We start from the raw sequence: 14212 nt of genomic DNA on the forward strand, positions 1-14212 counted from the left end.
ACAATCACTCACGCTCGGCCCGAGGCGTATTGCGCGGCCTGCATTACCAGATCGAGCAAGCCCAGGGAAAACTGGTCCGCGTGACCGAGGGCGAGGTGTATGACGTTGCCGTGGACCTCCGTCGCGGCAGCCCGACGTTCGGACGCTGGACCGGGGTAACCCTGTCGGCCACCAACAAGCGCCAGCTCTGGGTGCCTGCGGGCTTCGGACACGGCTTTCTGGTGTTGTCCGAATTCGCAGAGTTTCTGTACAAGACCACGGATTTCTATGCGCCAGCTTTCGAACGCGCGATCGTCTGGAATGACCCGACACTGGCCATCGACTGGCCGCTACCCGCTGGCTTTTCCGAGCCACTGCTGGCGGACAAGGATCGGAACGGCCAGCTGTTCGAGGTAGCCGAGGTGTTTCCAGAATCCTTCCTGAATCGCGAACAGCCATGAGCCGCGTCGTCGTCACCGGCAGTACCGGCCAGGTGGGCTGGGAACTGCGCCGCGCGCTGTCGACGTTCGGTGAGGTACTGGCGCCCGGCCGCAGCGAATGCAATCTCGCCGATCCTGCCGCCGCTGCCGCTTACCTGCGCCGGGTGAAGCCCGATCTGGTCGTGAACCCGGCCGCTTATACGGCCGTCGACAAGGCAGAAAGCGAGCCGGAACTGGCGCACACCGTCAATGCGCTGGCGCCGCGCGCGCTGGCCGAAGCCTGTGCCGATCTGAATGCGCTTCTCGTGCACTACTCGACCGATTACGTGTTCGACGGCAGCAAGGATGGTGTCTATCGCGAGGATGATGCGCCCTCGCCCGTCTCCGTCTATGGCAGCAGCAAACTCGCCGGGGAAGACGCCATTCGTGCAGTCGGTGGGCGTCACATCATTCTGCGCACGAGCTGGGTCTATGGCCTCAGGGGCAAGAATTTCCTGGCGACGATGCTGAAGCTTGCCGCCGAGCGAGACCGCTTGCGCGTGGTTGCCGACCAGTTCGGCGCGCCGACCTGGAGCCGTGCCATCGCCGATGCAACCGCACAACTGCTGCGCAGCTTTCCGCTGACGGCAGCACCACCTGCCGCACTGCTGAACCTGACGGCATCCGGTTCAACGAGCTGGCACGGCTTTGCCAGCGCCATCGTCGAGGAAGGTGCCAAGCGTGCTCTGACCCGCCTTGTCCCGGTCGATGGCATCACCACGGCGGACTATCCGACCCCGGCCAGCCGGCCTGCAAATTCGCGGCTCGACAACACACGGCTGGCGGAAGCTGCGGGCTTCGTCCTCGCTGACTGGCGGCAGAGCCTGAACCTCTGTCTGGACGATATCGAAGCGCAGAAACGCAGTTGAGCGCGGTCGATCACAGTCACTTCTGACGTTGGCCTGCCGATTGCGGGCCAGTGATGCCATGCTGATGTTCAGCATCAAGAACCCGTGGAGAACCGGCCTGATGACCTTTGCACCTCGCTTGGCCTTGAGCTTGTCGGCAATTCTCGGCGTGCTGACGACAGCTGCACCGGCGATCGCCGCGCCCTGGGCCAACGTAGGCGACCGCGCGCTGCGCAGCGATATCGAGATTCTCCATGCACGCGGTCTGATTTCGGGGCCGATCACGACCTGGCCGATTCCGGTCGGCTACTTCGAGCCCTTGCAGGACGAAGGCCGATTGACGGGCCAGCCAGAGTTCGTTCGCATGGCTGTACAGCGGGTGCTGGACAAGCTGGGTAGCGGCCATCATGGCGGCGGGTTGAAGGCTGCGGGCGAGCTGCGGCTGGCCAGCGAACCCAACCTGATTCGCGATTTCGGCGATAACGCGCGGGACGAAGTCGATGCGCGCGCCGGGCTGGACTACGACGGCGAGCGCTTCGCGGCGAATCTGCGCGTCGGCGCGCTGACGCCGTTCGGCAATGGCGATAGCGGTGCCCGCTTCACGCTGGACGGTACCTACGCAACGGCCCTGGTAGGCAACTGGCAGCTGTACGGCGGCTATATCGACAAGTGGTACGGGCCCGGCTACGCGTCGAGCCTGATCCTGTCGAACAACGCACGGCCGTTCCCGAAAATCGGGATCACCCGCAACAACTCAACCGCTTTCGAGACCAAGTGGCTGAGCTGGCTGGGCCGCTACCAGATCGATTTCTTTGTCGGCCTGCTCGAAGAAGATTCACGGGACGATCGCAACACCGGCGTCGGTTCCCTCCGCATCAGCATCGAACCCATCGACGGGCTGGAGCTGACGGTGACGCGGGTGGCGCAGTTCTGCGGCGGTGACAATGCCTGCAAGCCGTTCAACGCAGCCTTCGGCATCAACAACACCAACAAGGATCGCAACGCCAGCAACGACGAAGGCACTTTCGAAATCAAGTACACCTACGATTTCAACGTGGTCAGCTTCTCGCCGTATCTGCAGATCATGAACGAGGACACCGGCCCGTTCACCCATTCCTACGAAAGCCACATGGGCGGCCTGAGCTGGGCCGGTCCCTGGGACCAGAACGGCGCCAGTTGGCGGCTGGTAGCCGAGTACACCGATAGTCGCGCCACGCTCGATGCCTTCAGCTTCGGCAACCGGCTGCCCGGCTTTGCCTACAACAACGATCAATACACCGACGGCTTCCGCTATCGCGGTCGCACCATGGGCTTTTCGCTGGACAGCGATTCGACCTTGTTCACGGTTTCCGGCTTGATGCTGATGCCGAACGGCTGGACCTATCGCGCCGCCTTCCACAACGCCCATATCAACACGGCGGAACTGGCGGCAGCGCAGGCATCAGGCAGCTATCTGAGCAACACCGTCAGCGCCCTACCGGTGACGGTCAACCAGTACGAAGCCGGCGTCACCATTCCCTGGCAAAGCTTCACATTCGACTTGGGCGTGCGTTACCAGGACGAACAGCCATTCCCGGATGTCGGTTCGCAGTTCAACGTCGAAGCCGGCGTGCAGTTCCGCTTTTAGCCATTTTTCGTTCGTCGCATACACCTCTGCTTTTCCCCTCTCCCCTTGCGGGAGAGGGATCAGACGGGGTCAAGCTAGCCTTAAGCCTTTGCCACGGATTAAACCGAAAACGCCCTAGGATCAGTTCAAGCTGACCAGGCTGTTCGACGCCTGCGCATTATCCTCGGCAGCTTTCATCACTTTCGACTGCAGCTCGAACTGGCGCGCGAGGTTGATCATGTTGACCATCGCGCCAGCCAGGTTGACGTTCGAGCTTTCCAGCGCGCCGCTGACCAGCACATCGCCGGCGGCCGGATTGAGCGTGGTGCCGGTGGTGGCGCGCATCAGGCCATCGCCGCCACGTTCGAGCTGATTCTGGGCACCGCTGACCACCTTGAGGCGACCGATCACCACTTGTGAAGCCGCGCTCTGGCCCTGCGGCACGGCGGTGATGGTGCCGTCGTTGCCGATCGAGATCGAGGTCGACAGCGGCAGCGAGATCGGCCCGCCGTCGCTGAGCACGGCGAGGCCGTTGGCAGTCCGTAGCTGGCCGTTCGGATCGAGCCGCAGATCGCCGGCCTTGGTGTAGGCCTCGCTGCCATCCGGTGCCTGCACGGCCAGCCAGTTGTCGCCTTTCAGAGCGATATCGAGCGATTCGCCGGTCTGCATGATCGCGCCCTGCGCCGAGTCCCAGCCGTTATCCGCCAGCTGGGAATTGACTCGCGACTGAAAGCCGGCGCCCTCGACATTGATCGACTGTGCCGCCGCCAGCTCGGCCCGAAAGCCGACCGTGCCGGCGTTCGCCAGGTTGTGGCTGTTCGCCGTCTGCGCCCGCAGGGTGGCGATGGCGCCGGACATTCCAACGTAGAGGGCTCGATCCATGGCAGCAGTGGCTCGTGGTCAGTGACTAGTGGTCGGTGAGAAGCGGTGCTGCTGACTCGCGGTGCCTTTACTGGCCACTAACCACGAGCCACTAGCCACTGCTTCACCGGATGTTGATGATCGTCTGGGTGATCTGGTCGGTCGTCGAGATCATCTGGGCATTGGCCTGGAAGCTGCGCTGAGAGGTGATCATGTTGACCAGCTGCTTGGTGATGTCGACATTCGAGCCTTCCAGCGCGCCGCTCTGGATCAGGCCGAAGTTCGATGAATTCGCAGTGCCGCGAATCACCGGGCCAGACGAAAAGGTTTCGCCCCAGCTGGTGTCGCCGAGCTGCTGCAAGCCCTGCGGATTGGCGAAATTGGCCATCGCGATCTGGCCCAGCGGCGTCGCCTGGCCATTGGTGAAGCGCGCCTGCACGACACCTTCCTGAGTCACTTCGATGCCGCTGAGGCGGCCGGTCGCATAGCCGTCCTGGGTCAGGCTGTTGACCGAGAAGGTGTTGCCATACTGCGTGCTGTTGCTGAGATCCAGCGTCATCGTCACCGGGTTCGAGCCGGTGGTGGTCGTGTACGACGGCAGCGCGATCTGGCCGTTGGCGGGGGTGGCCAGCGAACCGTCGGCATTGAAGGTGACGGTCTGGCCGGTGCCGATCTCGTTGCCGTCGATCTGCGTATGCATCGTCCACTCGTTCGGCGTGGCGGACTTCACGAAGAACAGATTGGCCGGGTGCGCAGTGCCGAGCGAGTCGTAGACGGTGACCGAGGTCGTGTTGTTGTAGCTGGTCGGGTCGGTGGACGAGAACGGCGTCGTCACCGGCACAGCGGCTTCGGCCGGCAGATTGACGCCGGTCCTGAGCAAGGTGGTCGGGCTCGGCGGGTTGTCCGAGGTCGATAGCTGGATGTCGGTCAGATTCGCGGTATCGAAACTGGTACCACCGGCGACCGGCGGATAGGCCTGCAGGCGGGCACCGGAGCCGTTGACGACGTAGCCATCGCGATCGGTGCCGAACTGGCCGGCACGCGAGTAGCTGATCGCGCCGTTCTTCGACAAGGTGAACATGCCGGTGCCGCTGACCGCGAGGTCGAGCGAGTTGTTGGTGACGCTGATCGCGCCCTGGGTGAACTGCTGCGACACCTTGCCGACGCGCACGCCGCCACCGACGGCGGTGTCCGATACGCCATAAGCGTTGGACAGGAAGAAATCGGCGAACTGGGCGCGCGATTCCTTGAAGCCGGTGGTGTTGGCGTTGGCGATGTTGTTGGCGGTGACGCTCAGGTCCGCAGACGCAGCGTTGAGGCCGGTCAGTGCAATGTTGAAGGACATGTCAGTGGGCTCCGATGCTGCGCGTGGGGGCAATGAGGCTTTCGACGAATTTCGCCAGTTCTTCGGGACCGCGGCGGCAACCCGCCGCCGGGAAATCGAACAGGCCGGGGATCTGGCGCAATCCGGGACGGATAGCAGCGACCAAACGACGTGGCTTACGGCGCAAGTTCATGGCGGCCGGGTTCAGATGATCTGGCGGATATCGGTGAAGGCAACCGCACCGACACCGGCGAGGTTCAGGCTCAGGCCGTTACTGCCCAGCGCTACGCTCTGCACCAGACCGGCCGCGAGCGTATCCGCCGCTTCGCTCTTGCCGTTGCGAGTGACCTGGCCGCGGATGCCGTAGCTGCCGGACGGCAAGCTGTTGCCGGCGGAATCCTTGCCATCCCAGGTGAAGTAGCTGGTGCCGGCGCCCTGGGTGCCGTAATCGAGACGGCGCACCACCTGGCCGCTGCCATCGACGATCTCGACGGCGAGCTGGCCACCGGAGGTCATGTCGACACCGCCGCTGAGGCCGTTCTCGCCATCGAGATAGCCGGTATTGGACGGGTACAGCACGCCGTGGCCGACCAGACCCGCTGCCTGCAGCGACTGGCTGGAAGTCAGCGAGGTCGACAGCGACTTGAACGAGTCCTGCAGGCCCTGGATGCCGGACACCGTCGAGAACTGGGCGATCTGGCCGAGGAACTCGTTGGACTCCAGCGGCTTCAGCGGATCCTGGTTCTGTAGCTGCGTGGTCATCAGCTTGAGGAAGTCGGCCTGGCCCAGCGATTCGGCCTTCTTGTCGGTCTGCTTCAGATTCAGGCCTAGATCGCTGTAAGCGTTGTTGGTGACGGCTGCGGTCATGTCAGTGTCCTGAGAGGGCTCAATGGGGGTCAGTGGGCTCAGCGGCCGAGCGACAAGGTGCGGCTGGCCAGTTCCTTGGCGGTGTTCATCACTTCCACGCTCGACTGGTAGGAGCGCGAAGCCGAAATCATGTTGACCATCTCTTCGACGACGTTGACGTTCGGCGCATAGACGTAGCCATCGGCATCGGCGAGCGGATGACCCGGCTCGTAGCGCTTGTCGGCCGGCGTCTGGCTTTCGACGACACCAAGCACTTGCACACCAGCCGCGTCCTTGCCGCCCGCTTCCATCGCCGCCTTGAACATCGGCAGGCGCGCCTTGTAAGCGCCCTCGGCCGTGCCGCTGATCGCATCGGCATTGGCGAGGTTCGAGGCCACGGTGTTGAGACGCAGCGACTGGGCGCTGAGCGCACTGCCTGCGATATCGAAAATCTTGAAAGAGGACATGACGAGATTTCCTTCTCTGGCCTTTACTGACCGGTGATCGCCGTCATCAAGCCGCGGATGCGGCCATCGGCGAATTGCAGCGAAGCCTGGTAGTGCAAGGCAGCCTCGGCGAACTTCGCCTGCTCGATCTGCACGTCCACCGTGTTGCCATCGACGCTCGGCTGCATCGACACGCGATAGGCGAGCCGGCTGCCGTCGCCAGCAGGGTTGAGGTTCATCGGGATATGGCGCGGGTCAGTGCTCAGCGTTCGTGTCGCGCCCTGCGAGTCACTCTTGATGACCGACGCGAGCGTCGAAGCGAAGTCGACATCGCGGGCATGAAAGCCCGGCGTATCGGCATTGGCGATGTTGGCCGACAACACTTCCATGCGCTTGCGCTGCACGGACATCGCCTCGGCATGTATGCCGAAAATCGGATCCAGGTTGGCCATTGCATCCTCCCGCGTTTGCGTTCGGAGGGATCGTTACAAGGCGTATGCCAGCGGTGATCGGCGACGTAAAAGCGACACGAAGGCAGCAGCGATCAACGGCGGGTTCAAGCTGATTCGAGCGCGACGGCCTTCAACCGATCCAGCACCCCGGTCGCCAGTTCATCAGCACTGAACTTGGCGATGAACTTGTTGGCACCCACCCGCTCGACCATCGCGTTGTTGAACACGCCGGACAGACTGGTGTGCAGCATCACGTAGAGCGACTTCATCTTCGGATCGCGGCGGATTTCCGTCGTCAGTCGATAGCCGTCCATGTCCGGCATCTCGACATCGGAAATCACCATCAGCAGCGAATCGTTGATCGGCTCGTCGCGCGCCGCGAGCGCTTGCAGATACTGCAGCGCTTCACGGCCGTCGTTGACCAGCGTGCATTCGATGCCGAGCTGGTTCAGCGTCTTTTCGATCTGGTTGCGGGCGACGCGCGAGTCATCGACAACCAGCACGCGGCGGCGCGAATGAGCGACGCTTTCAGCTTCCTCGCGCAGCGCATCGGACAGCGAGGCCTGCACGCCGACGACATCGGACAGCACCTGCTCGACATCGATGATCTCGACCAGCTCGTTGTTGTACTGCGTGATGGCGGTCAGATAACCGCCCTCGCCGGCACCGTCCGGCGGCGGCCGCACGTGCTCGACATTGACGTGGATGATCCGCTCCACCGCACGCACCAGAAAGCCCTGGATCGAGCGGTTGTACTCGGTGACGATCACGTGTGCGGCGTGCTCGTCGCTCGGCTGGCCGATGGCGCGATTGAGATCGATGACCGGAATCATCCGGCCGCGGATGTCGGCCACGCCGCGCACCAGCTCGTGCGAGGACGGCAGCCAGGACAGCGGCGGCTTGGGAATCACTTCCTGCACCTTGAAGACATTGATGCCAAAAATCTGGCGCTCATCGAGCCGGAACAGCAGCAGGGCAAGGCGGTTATGCCCTGCAAGCTGGGTGCTGCGGTCGATGCTTTCGAGCAAGCCGGAGGCCATGAAGGATTACCAACATTCGAGCGGGTGGTAGCCAGCCCGTGCAACTTCGGTTCCTCGCGAGGTCGTCACCGGATTCGTCACTGGCACAGGGCTTGTAGCGCTGGCTTCGAGTCCGAACGAGCCACTTCGATGATCGCCCTGCCATCGCTTCCTTTCCCTCTCGTCGCCACGCTGCTGATGCTGGCGACGATGACGGTGCGTGCCGATGACGGCCGCACCGAATCGCTGGACCGTATCCGCAGCGCGGCCGTCACCTTCGTTTCGGTGCAGTCGCCACCGACCGCGAAGATCGAAGCCGCCGCGCTCGATAACCGCCTGCGCCTGCCGCTGTGTGCGCAGCCGCTGGAAAGCTCGGCCGCCAGCCCGGCCACGCGCGGCGCCTGGAACATCGTCATCACCTGCCGCGAAGCCGGCAATCCGCTCTGGCAGGTGTTCGTGCCGGTCAAGGTGCTTGATCTGCAGGCGGTCGTGGTGATGGTCCGGCCGGTGATGCCCGGCCAGCCGCTGAGCGCCGATGCGCTGCGTCTCGAATCACGCGATGTCGCCACGCTCGGCTACGGTTACTTCAATGACGTGCAGAAGGCCGTCGGCCAGGTACTGCGGCGCCCGGTCGCTGCCGGAGCGGTGTTGACGCCGGATGCGGTCAGCGCCCAGAAGCTGATCAAGCGCGGCGCGCTGGTGACGATGATCGGTCGCAGCGGCACTCTGGAGGTACGCGCCCAGGGCAAGGCACTCGGTGATGGCGGCGATGGCGAGCGGATTTCGGTCGAGAACCTGTCGTCACGCAAGGTCGTGCAGGCTGTGGTCAAGGATGGCGGCACGGTGGAGGTTGGCTTGTAGCAGCTTGTAGACGAATGGCGGAAATCTGGCGCTAAAGTTTTCGCAAAAACTGTCGTTAGCAGCTCATCGGGCGCATCACGCCGCGCCTTCCGGAGCCTGCCATGACCGTCAAGATCGAAACTTTCCCTGCCAGCAGTGCCCGCCCGATCGCCAGTAGTGGTTCTGCGAAATCGGCCAACGCGGTCGCAGGTGAGAGCGGCGGTGGCGCGGTGTCGGCCGTTGGGGCCACCGACCGCGTACAGCTGACCGGCGATGCCGTGAACCTGCAGCAGTTCGAGAAAGCGCTGGCGGCGGTGCCCCGCACCGATGCCAGCAAGGTTGAACGTCTGCGCGCAGCAGTCGACAACGGCAGCTACCAGCCCAACCCGGCTGCCATTGCCGCGAAGCTCGCGCGTTTCGAGTACGCCATGGCCTGAACGCCTGGCGATCGCCAAGGAGTGCTGCCGTGAACGAATCGAGCCTCAACCTAGCCGAAGTCATCGACGCACAGATTCACTGCGCCGAGAACCTGATCTCCGTGCTCGATGAGGAGCACGCCGCCCTCGCCGGCCGTTCGATCGAAGCGCTGGAAGCGGCCTGTGCGGTGAAATCGGCTGCCGCATCGAAGCTGCAACGCCTCGGTGATCGCCTGCAGATCCTGTCCGGCCCGCGTCGCTCAGGACCCGAGTTCGAAGCCTGGTTGATCCGCCATCCCGGTGGCGAAACACTGGTACAGGCCTGGCGTCGCCTGACCGCGCTCGCCCGTCATCTGGCCGATGCCAATCGGGTCAACGGGGCTTTGCTGGAAGTGCGGGAGCAGCAGGTGCGCAGTGCGCTGGTGGCGATGGCGCCTGAACCACCGTCGGTCTACGGCCGTAGCGGCCTGCGCCCCAGCCTGCCCTCAGGCCGCGTCTACAGCCGCGCCTGAGATCAGCAGAAGCGATGCCCGGCTCTGCACCGGGCATCGCTCGAACAACTTCAGAGCGCGCGACCGCCGAAGTCGACGTGCAGTGGAAACTCCATCGCGCAGGCCTTGACGCCACATTTCGCCGGCTTGAAGCGGGCGGCCAGCAGGACGCTGCGAATCTCTTCGAGCGAGCCCTGCTCCGGCGTCATCAACCAGGACACATCCCGAGCGTTGCCGGCGGCGTCGACGCTGATCACCGCGAACAGCTCTCCGCGCAGGCCGGAACGGGCCTGCAAGGCATTCAGCTCACTGACGATACTCTGCAGGCCGCCCGCCGGATACGGCGGCTCCTCGCTATTGCGCAGCAGCGCGTACTGATTGCGCAGCAGGTCCATCTCGCCAAATGACAGCTCGTCAAACGCCTTGTCCAGCGGCAGGACCGATTGGTCCAGCTCCCGCGACTGCAAGCTGCTGAACGACACCGGCTGGGCCAAGCTGGCGCCCGGCTTCTTGGCAATTGCCGCGTGAGTCGGCAACAACATGGCTGCAGCGGCAAACAGCACCGTCTTGTTGTTCATCCCCGCACCTCCCATCGATGAGACGCCGGCCGTGGCCCGGATCACCCGATCCGGTTCGCCGACCCCATCGATTTAGACCTGTGGGAGCTGCACGTCAAGAAACTGCAACACAATTGAAACATTGATCTGCTAGGGACGGCCGACGCAGTCGTAGATGAATCCTTCGCCGCGCACCCAGGCCGGGTCATACATGTTGCGGCCGTCGACGATGATCGGCTGCTTCAGCAACTGCTTAAGCCGCGGCAGATTCGGGCTCTGGAACACGCGCCATTCGGTAACCACCACCAGCGCATCGGCGCCGTTGGCGGCTTCCATCGGCGAATCGACCAACACCAGGTCCGGCCGCTTGCCGTAGATCTTCTCGACCTCGTGCATCGCCACTGGATCGTGGGCGCGCACGGTGCCACCATCGGCCCAGATCGCTTCGATCAGCACGCGGCTCGGCGCTTCGCGCATGTCGTCGGTCTTCGGCTTGAACGCCAGGCCCCAGATGCCGATGGTCTTGCCCTTGAGCGAGCCGAGATGCTTGACCAGCTTGGTGTGCAAGGTAGTCTTCTGGCGGTTGTTGACCGCTTCCACCGCTTTCAGGATCTTGGCGTCGAAGTTGGCATCGGCCGCGCTCTTGACCAGCGCCTTGACGTCCTTCGGGAAGCAGGAGCCGCCGTAGCCGGCACCCGGATAGATGAAGTGATAGCCGATGCGCGGATCGGCACCGATGCCGATGCGCACGCGCTCGATATCGGCGCCAAGGTTTTCGGCCAGGTTCGCCAGCTCGTTCATGAAGCTGATCTTGGTCGCCAGCATCGCGTTGGCGGCGTACTTGGTCAGCTCGCTGGAACGCACGTCCATGACGATGACGCGGTCGTGATTGCGATTGAACGGCGCGTACAGCGCCTGCATCGCCTTGGCGGCGCGCGTGTTGTCGGCGCCGACGACGATGCGATCCGGCTTGTTGAAATCGCCGATCGCATCGCCTTCCTTGAGGAATTCCGGATTCGAGACCACGTCGTGCTCGAAGCTCACGCCGCGCTCGGCAAGCGTCGCTTTCATCTGCGCCCGCACCTTGTCGGCCGTGCCGACCGGCACCGTCGATTTCGAGATGACGATGCGGTACTCGCTCATGTGCGTGGCGATGGTCTTGGCGACTTCGAGCACGTACTTGAGATCGGCCGAGCCGTCTTCGTTCGGCGGCGTGCCGACCGCTATGAACTGGTACTGGCCGTGGGCGACACCTTCGGCAGCATCGGTAGTGAAGCGCAACCGGCCTTCGGCGGCGTTCTTCAGGATCAGCTCGGTCAACCCCGGTTCGTAGATCGGGATGACGCCCTGTTTCAGGCCGTCGATCTTCTTCTGGTCGACATCGACACAGAGCACGTCATTGCCGACATCGGCAAAGCAGGCCGCGGTGACGAGGCCGACATAGCCGGAGCCGAAGATGGTGATATTCAAGGCGGAGTTCCAGTGGGTTAAGGAAGCGACAATGGCAGATGCAAGAAGCGCTTCCAGGGCCCAAGGGGCGCACTGGCAGGTTTCGAAATCCGCTTTCCAGCGGCCGAATGTTACCACCCGTCAACGGCCTACCCGTGCGGGCGGGGACGATCCCTCATGCTTCATCCAGGATTGCCCACCGCCTCCGCAAACCATGTTCATGAACGCCCGAGTCAACGAATGCCGGAAGGCGATGCGTCATGCCGAAGACTTCGCCACCTGGCGCGACGGCGCCCTGGCTTTCGACGAAGCCAATGGCTTCGAAGACTGGAAGCACGAGGACGAATCGCCGGAGTACGACTGGCAGCTGATCCGCGATCGTCTGGCGCAGATCCGCCAGTACCGGGACACGCGCCAAGTGGTCAAGCTGATGCGCCATCTGCGCCAGGGCCTGCACTGGAACCTCGGCAACATGGCCAACCCGGCGCTGTACAGCCATACCTACTTCGGCACCAAGCGCCTGATCGAAACCTATCTGGCGGAAGTCGTCGACGCCCTGCGCTTCATTGCCGATGGCCACTTCCCGGGCCTGACAGCGGCGGACAAGCTGCGCTTCTTCAACGAGACCGCCGCCTCGTTCGGCCGCTCGGCCTTGATGCTGTCCGGCGGCGCCACCCTGGGTCTGTTCCATGTCGGCGTGGTCAAGGCACTGGTTCGCGAGGGCCTGCTGCCGGAAGTGATTTCCGGCTCCAGCGCTGGTTCGATCGTCGCCTCGGTGATCGGCACGCGGGCGCCGGATGAACTCGAAGCACTGCTCGATCCGGACAATAGCTACTACCATTTCTGGAAGCCGCTGACGGCGCGGGAAATGTGGCGGCGCGGCGCGCTGATGGACCAGAAGCAGATCGCCCTCGGTATTGCCCGCAACACCGAAGATCTGACCTTCGAGGAGAGCTACGAGCGCTCCGGAAGAGTCGTCAACGTCACCGTGTCACCGGCCGGCAGCAACCAGCCGCCGCGCCTGCTCAACTACCTGACCACACCCTATCTGTACCTGCGCGAAGCGGTGCTGGCCTCCAGTGCGGTGCCGCTGCTGTTCCCACCGGTGCAGCTGATGACCAAGGACGATGACGGCAGCCGCGTGCCCTACATGCCGGGCCTGCGCTGGACCGACGGCTCGCTGAAATCGGACCTGCCCGGCATCCGCCTGCGCCGCCTGCACAACGTCAATCACTTCATCGTCAGCCAGACCAATCCGCACGTGATCCCGTTCGTGCGCAGCGGCCACGAGCGCAGCGGCGTGATCGGCGCCCTGCGCGAAGTGGCTTACGGCGCGATGCGCGGCGGCGCGCAGTCAGTGATCGGCGTCGGCAAGTTCGGCGTGCCGCTGCCCGGCGTCCGCCGTCAGCTCGACAACGCCTCGTCGATCCTCGATCAGGACTACCGCGGCAACATCACCATCGTGCCGAAGGTGTCGGTCTGGCGGTACGCGCATGTCACCGCCAATCCGAAACTCGAAGCGGTGACCCGCTTCATCCTCGAAGGCGAACGCGCCACCTGGAAGCGCATCGCGATGGTCCGCAACCAGTCGATGATTTCGCAGACCTTGGCCGCCTGCGTGAAGCAGCTGGAAATCGAAGCGCAGCGGCCGCCGCTGCGCAAGCTGAAGGTCGTTGCGAAGCGCTGATAGCCCAATGCGGGCGGGCACGAAAAAACGACGTTCGATTTCGTAACATGCGCGGCCCGCCTCGGGGTCTGCCACCGATGTTGCCCATGCGATTCCTGCTCCGCCTCGCGTTGCTGCTGGTCACGCTGCCGATGCTGGCGGCGCGCGCCGAAAGCCCGATCATCCAGCAGACCGGCTGGGCCGCCTGGTTCAACAACGCCGCAATCAACGAACACTTCGGCTTGATCTCCGACGTTCAGCTGCGCAGCAAGGACGAGTGGGCCGGCCCGCGCAATCTGCTGATTCGCCCGGGCCTGTCCTGGTATGTGAAACCCGGCCAGACCCTGAGCGCCGGCTATGCCTACATCGGCACCTTCAATCGCGATGCTGCAGACGCTGTCGAACATCGCATCTGGCAACAATGGGTCAGCAGCTATCGCATCGAGCGCCTGAACATCAGCCAGCGCTTCCGGCTCGAACAGCGCTTCATCGGCCGGCCTGGCGCACCAGATATCTACTCGGATCGCTTCCGCTGGTTCGCCCGCGCACAGCTACCGCTGAGTGCCAGCGACAGCGCATTCACGAAAGGCGCCTTTCTCGCATTCCAGAACGAAGCGATGGTCAACCTCAGCGGCCGCGATGCGCTGAACGCGCCGCTGTTCGACCAGAACCGCGCCTATATCGCCTACGGCTGGCGCCTGAACAAGACCGCCGACATCGAGATCGGCTACCTGAACCAGTGGATCAACGGCAAGCACCGCGACACCGTGAACCATGTGCTGCAGGTGGCGCTGTACACCTTCTTCCGCTGAAGTCACTCGCCCAAGCTCTCGGCCGGGCGAGTGACGAAGCTCAGAGTGCGCTGATCCGCGCTTCCTGCTCGGAAAGCGTCGCCAGTTCTGCCTTCTGCTGAGCGACTCTCGCCCGCTCCTT

General features: G+C 63.7%; 17 protein-coding genes. 8 read left to right on the top strand and 9 right to left on the bottom strand.

The genetic code is table 11. The annotated features are described in order from the left end of the window. The 3 genes from rfbC to Q0D45_RS16775 all read left to right on the top strand — a co-directional run. The coding region (gene rfbC, locus Q0D45_RS16765) for a dTDP-4-dehydrorhamnose 3,5-epimerase (protein WP_293395338.1) at window positions 1-440 on the top strand (440 nt) is incomplete at its 5' end. Then, window positions 437-1327, top strand: coding sequence for a dTDP-4-dehydrorhamnose reductase (rfbD, locus tag Q0D45_RS16770; protein ID WP_293395341.1), 891 nt, complete (start codon window positions 437-439; stop codon window positions 1325-1327). The genes rfbC and rfbD, both read left to right, overlap by 4 nt. A 100-nt stretch (window positions 1328-1427) precedes the next feature. Continuing rightward, window positions 1428-2933: a capsule assembly Wzi family protein gene (locus Q0D45_RS16775; protein ID WP_293395344.1), complete on the top strand. Its 1506-nt coding sequence runs from the start codon at window positions 1428-1430 to the stop codon at window positions 2931-2933. A 120-nt stretch (window positions 2934-3053) separates the two neighbouring features. Here the strand turns inward: Q0D45_RS16775 and Q0D45_RS16780 are convergent, their stop codons facing one another. From Q0D45_RS16780 to Q0D45_RS16810, 7 genes are all read right to left on the bottom strand, one after another. After that, window positions 3054-3794: a flagellar basal body rod protein FlgF gene (locus Q0D45_RS16780; RefSeq protein ID WP_022975804.1), complete on the bottom strand. Its 741-nt coding sequence runs from the start codon at window positions 3792-3794 to the stop codon at window positions 3054-3056. A gap of 103 nt (window positions 3795-3897) precedes the next feature. Continuing rightward, window positions 3898-5118 carry a flagellar hook protein FlgE gene (flgE, locus tag Q0D45_RS16785; RefSeq protein WP_293395349.1) on the bottom strand — a complete coding sequence of 407 codons (1221 nt, stop codon included), beginning with the start codon at window positions 5116-5118 and terminating at the stop codon, window positions 3898-3900. A gap of 1 nt (window position 5119) precedes the next feature. Continuing rightward, window positions 5120-5290 (bottom strand): hypothetical protein, encoded by a 171-nt coding sequence (locus tag Q0D45_RS16790; protein WP_293395352.1) that lies wholly within the window; start codon window positions 5288-5290, stop codon window positions 5120-5122. Window positions 5291-5301: 11 nt separating this feature from the next. Continuing rightward, a complete protein-coding gene (locus Q0D45_RS16795) occupies window positions 5302-5964 on the bottom strand; it encodes a flagellar hook assembly protein FlgD (protein WP_293395355.1) in 663 nt (220 codons plus the stop codon). A gap of 38 nt (window positions 5965-6002) precedes the next feature. Further along, window positions 6003-6410: a flagellar basal body rod protein FlgC gene (gene flgC / locus Q0D45_RS16800; protein ID WP_293395358.1), complete on the bottom strand. Its 408-nt coding sequence runs from the start codon at window positions 6408-6410 to the stop codon at window positions 6003-6005. A gap of 23 nt (window positions 6411-6433) precedes the next feature. Next, on the bottom strand, window positions 6434-6841 hold the full coding sequence (flgB, locus tag Q0D45_RS16805) for a flagellar basal body rod protein FlgB (RefSeq protein WP_293395361.1): 408 nt from the start codon (window positions 6839-6841) through the stop codon (window positions 6434-6436). Window positions 6842-6945: 104 nt separating this feature from the next. Further along, complete coding sequence (locus Q0D45_RS16810) at window positions 6946-7881, bottom strand: chemotaxis protein CheV (RefSeq protein ID WP_293395364.1); 936 nt, start codon at window positions 7879-7881, stop codon at window positions 6946-6948. A gap of 129 nt (window positions 7882-8010) precedes the next feature. Between Q0D45_RS16810 and flgA the strand changes: the two genes are divergently transcribed. The 3 genes from flgA (at window position 8011) to Q0D45_RS16825 (ending at window position 9628) form a co-directional block, all read left to right on the top strand. Next, window positions 8011-8721: a flagellar basal body P-ring formation chaperone FlgA gene (gene flgA, locus Q0D45_RS16815; protein WP_293395367.1), complete on the top strand. Its 711-nt coding sequence runs from the start codon at window positions 8011-8013 to the stop codon at window positions 8719-8721. A 101-nt stretch (window positions 8722-8822) separates the two neighbouring features. Continuing rightward, the gene (gene flgM / locus Q0D45_RS16820) at window positions 8823-9137 is read left to right on the top strand and encodes a flagellar biosynthesis anti-sigma factor FlgM (RefSeq protein ID WP_293395370.1); all 315 of its coding nucleotides are present in this window, start codon (window positions 8823-8825) and stop codon (window positions 9135-9137) included. A gap of 29 nt (window positions 9138-9166) precedes the next feature. Then, the gene (locus Q0D45_RS16825) at window positions 9167-9628 is read left to right on the top strand and encodes a flagella synthesis protein FlgN (protein ID WP_293395373.1); all 462 of its coding nucleotides are present in this window, start codon (window positions 9167-9169) and stop codon (window positions 9626-9628) included. Between the two features lie 50 nt (window positions 9629-9678). On the opposite strand, the gene Q0D45_RS16830 is transcribed toward Q0D45_RS16825, so the two are convergent. Beyond that, window positions 9679-10185 (bottom strand): hypothetical protein, encoded by a 507-nt coding sequence (locus Q0D45_RS16830; protein WP_293395376.1) that lies wholly within the window; start codon window positions 10183-10185, stop codon window positions 9679-9681. A gap of 129 nt (window positions 10186-10314) precedes the next feature. Beyond that, a complete protein-coding gene (locus tag Q0D45_RS16835) occupies window positions 10315-11634 on the bottom strand; it encodes a UDP-glucose/GDP-mannose dehydrogenase family protein (protein WP_293395379.1) in 1320 nt (439 codons plus the stop codon). 199 nt (window positions 11635-11833) lie between these two features. Between Q0D45_RS16835 and Q0D45_RS16840 the strand changes: the two genes are divergently transcribed. Then, window positions 11834-13300, top strand: a complete 1467-nt coding sequence (locus Q0D45_RS16840; RefSeq protein WP_293395381.1) for a DUF3336 domain-containing protein — start codon at window positions 11834-11836, stop codon at window positions 13298-13300. 86 nt (window positions 13301-13386) lie between these two features. Continuing rightward, complete coding sequence (locus Q0D45_RS16845; protein WP_293395384.1) at window positions 13387-14091, top strand: DUF2490 domain-containing protein; 705 nt, start codon at window positions 13387-13389, stop codon at window positions 14089-14091. The last annotated feature ends 121 nt before the right edge of the window (window positions 14092-14212 follow it).

Origin of the sequence: Nevskia sp. (genome assembly GCF_023266035.1) — a bacterium.
GTDB lineage: Bacteria > Pseudomonadota > Gammaproteobacteria > Nevskiales > Nevskiaceae > Nevskia.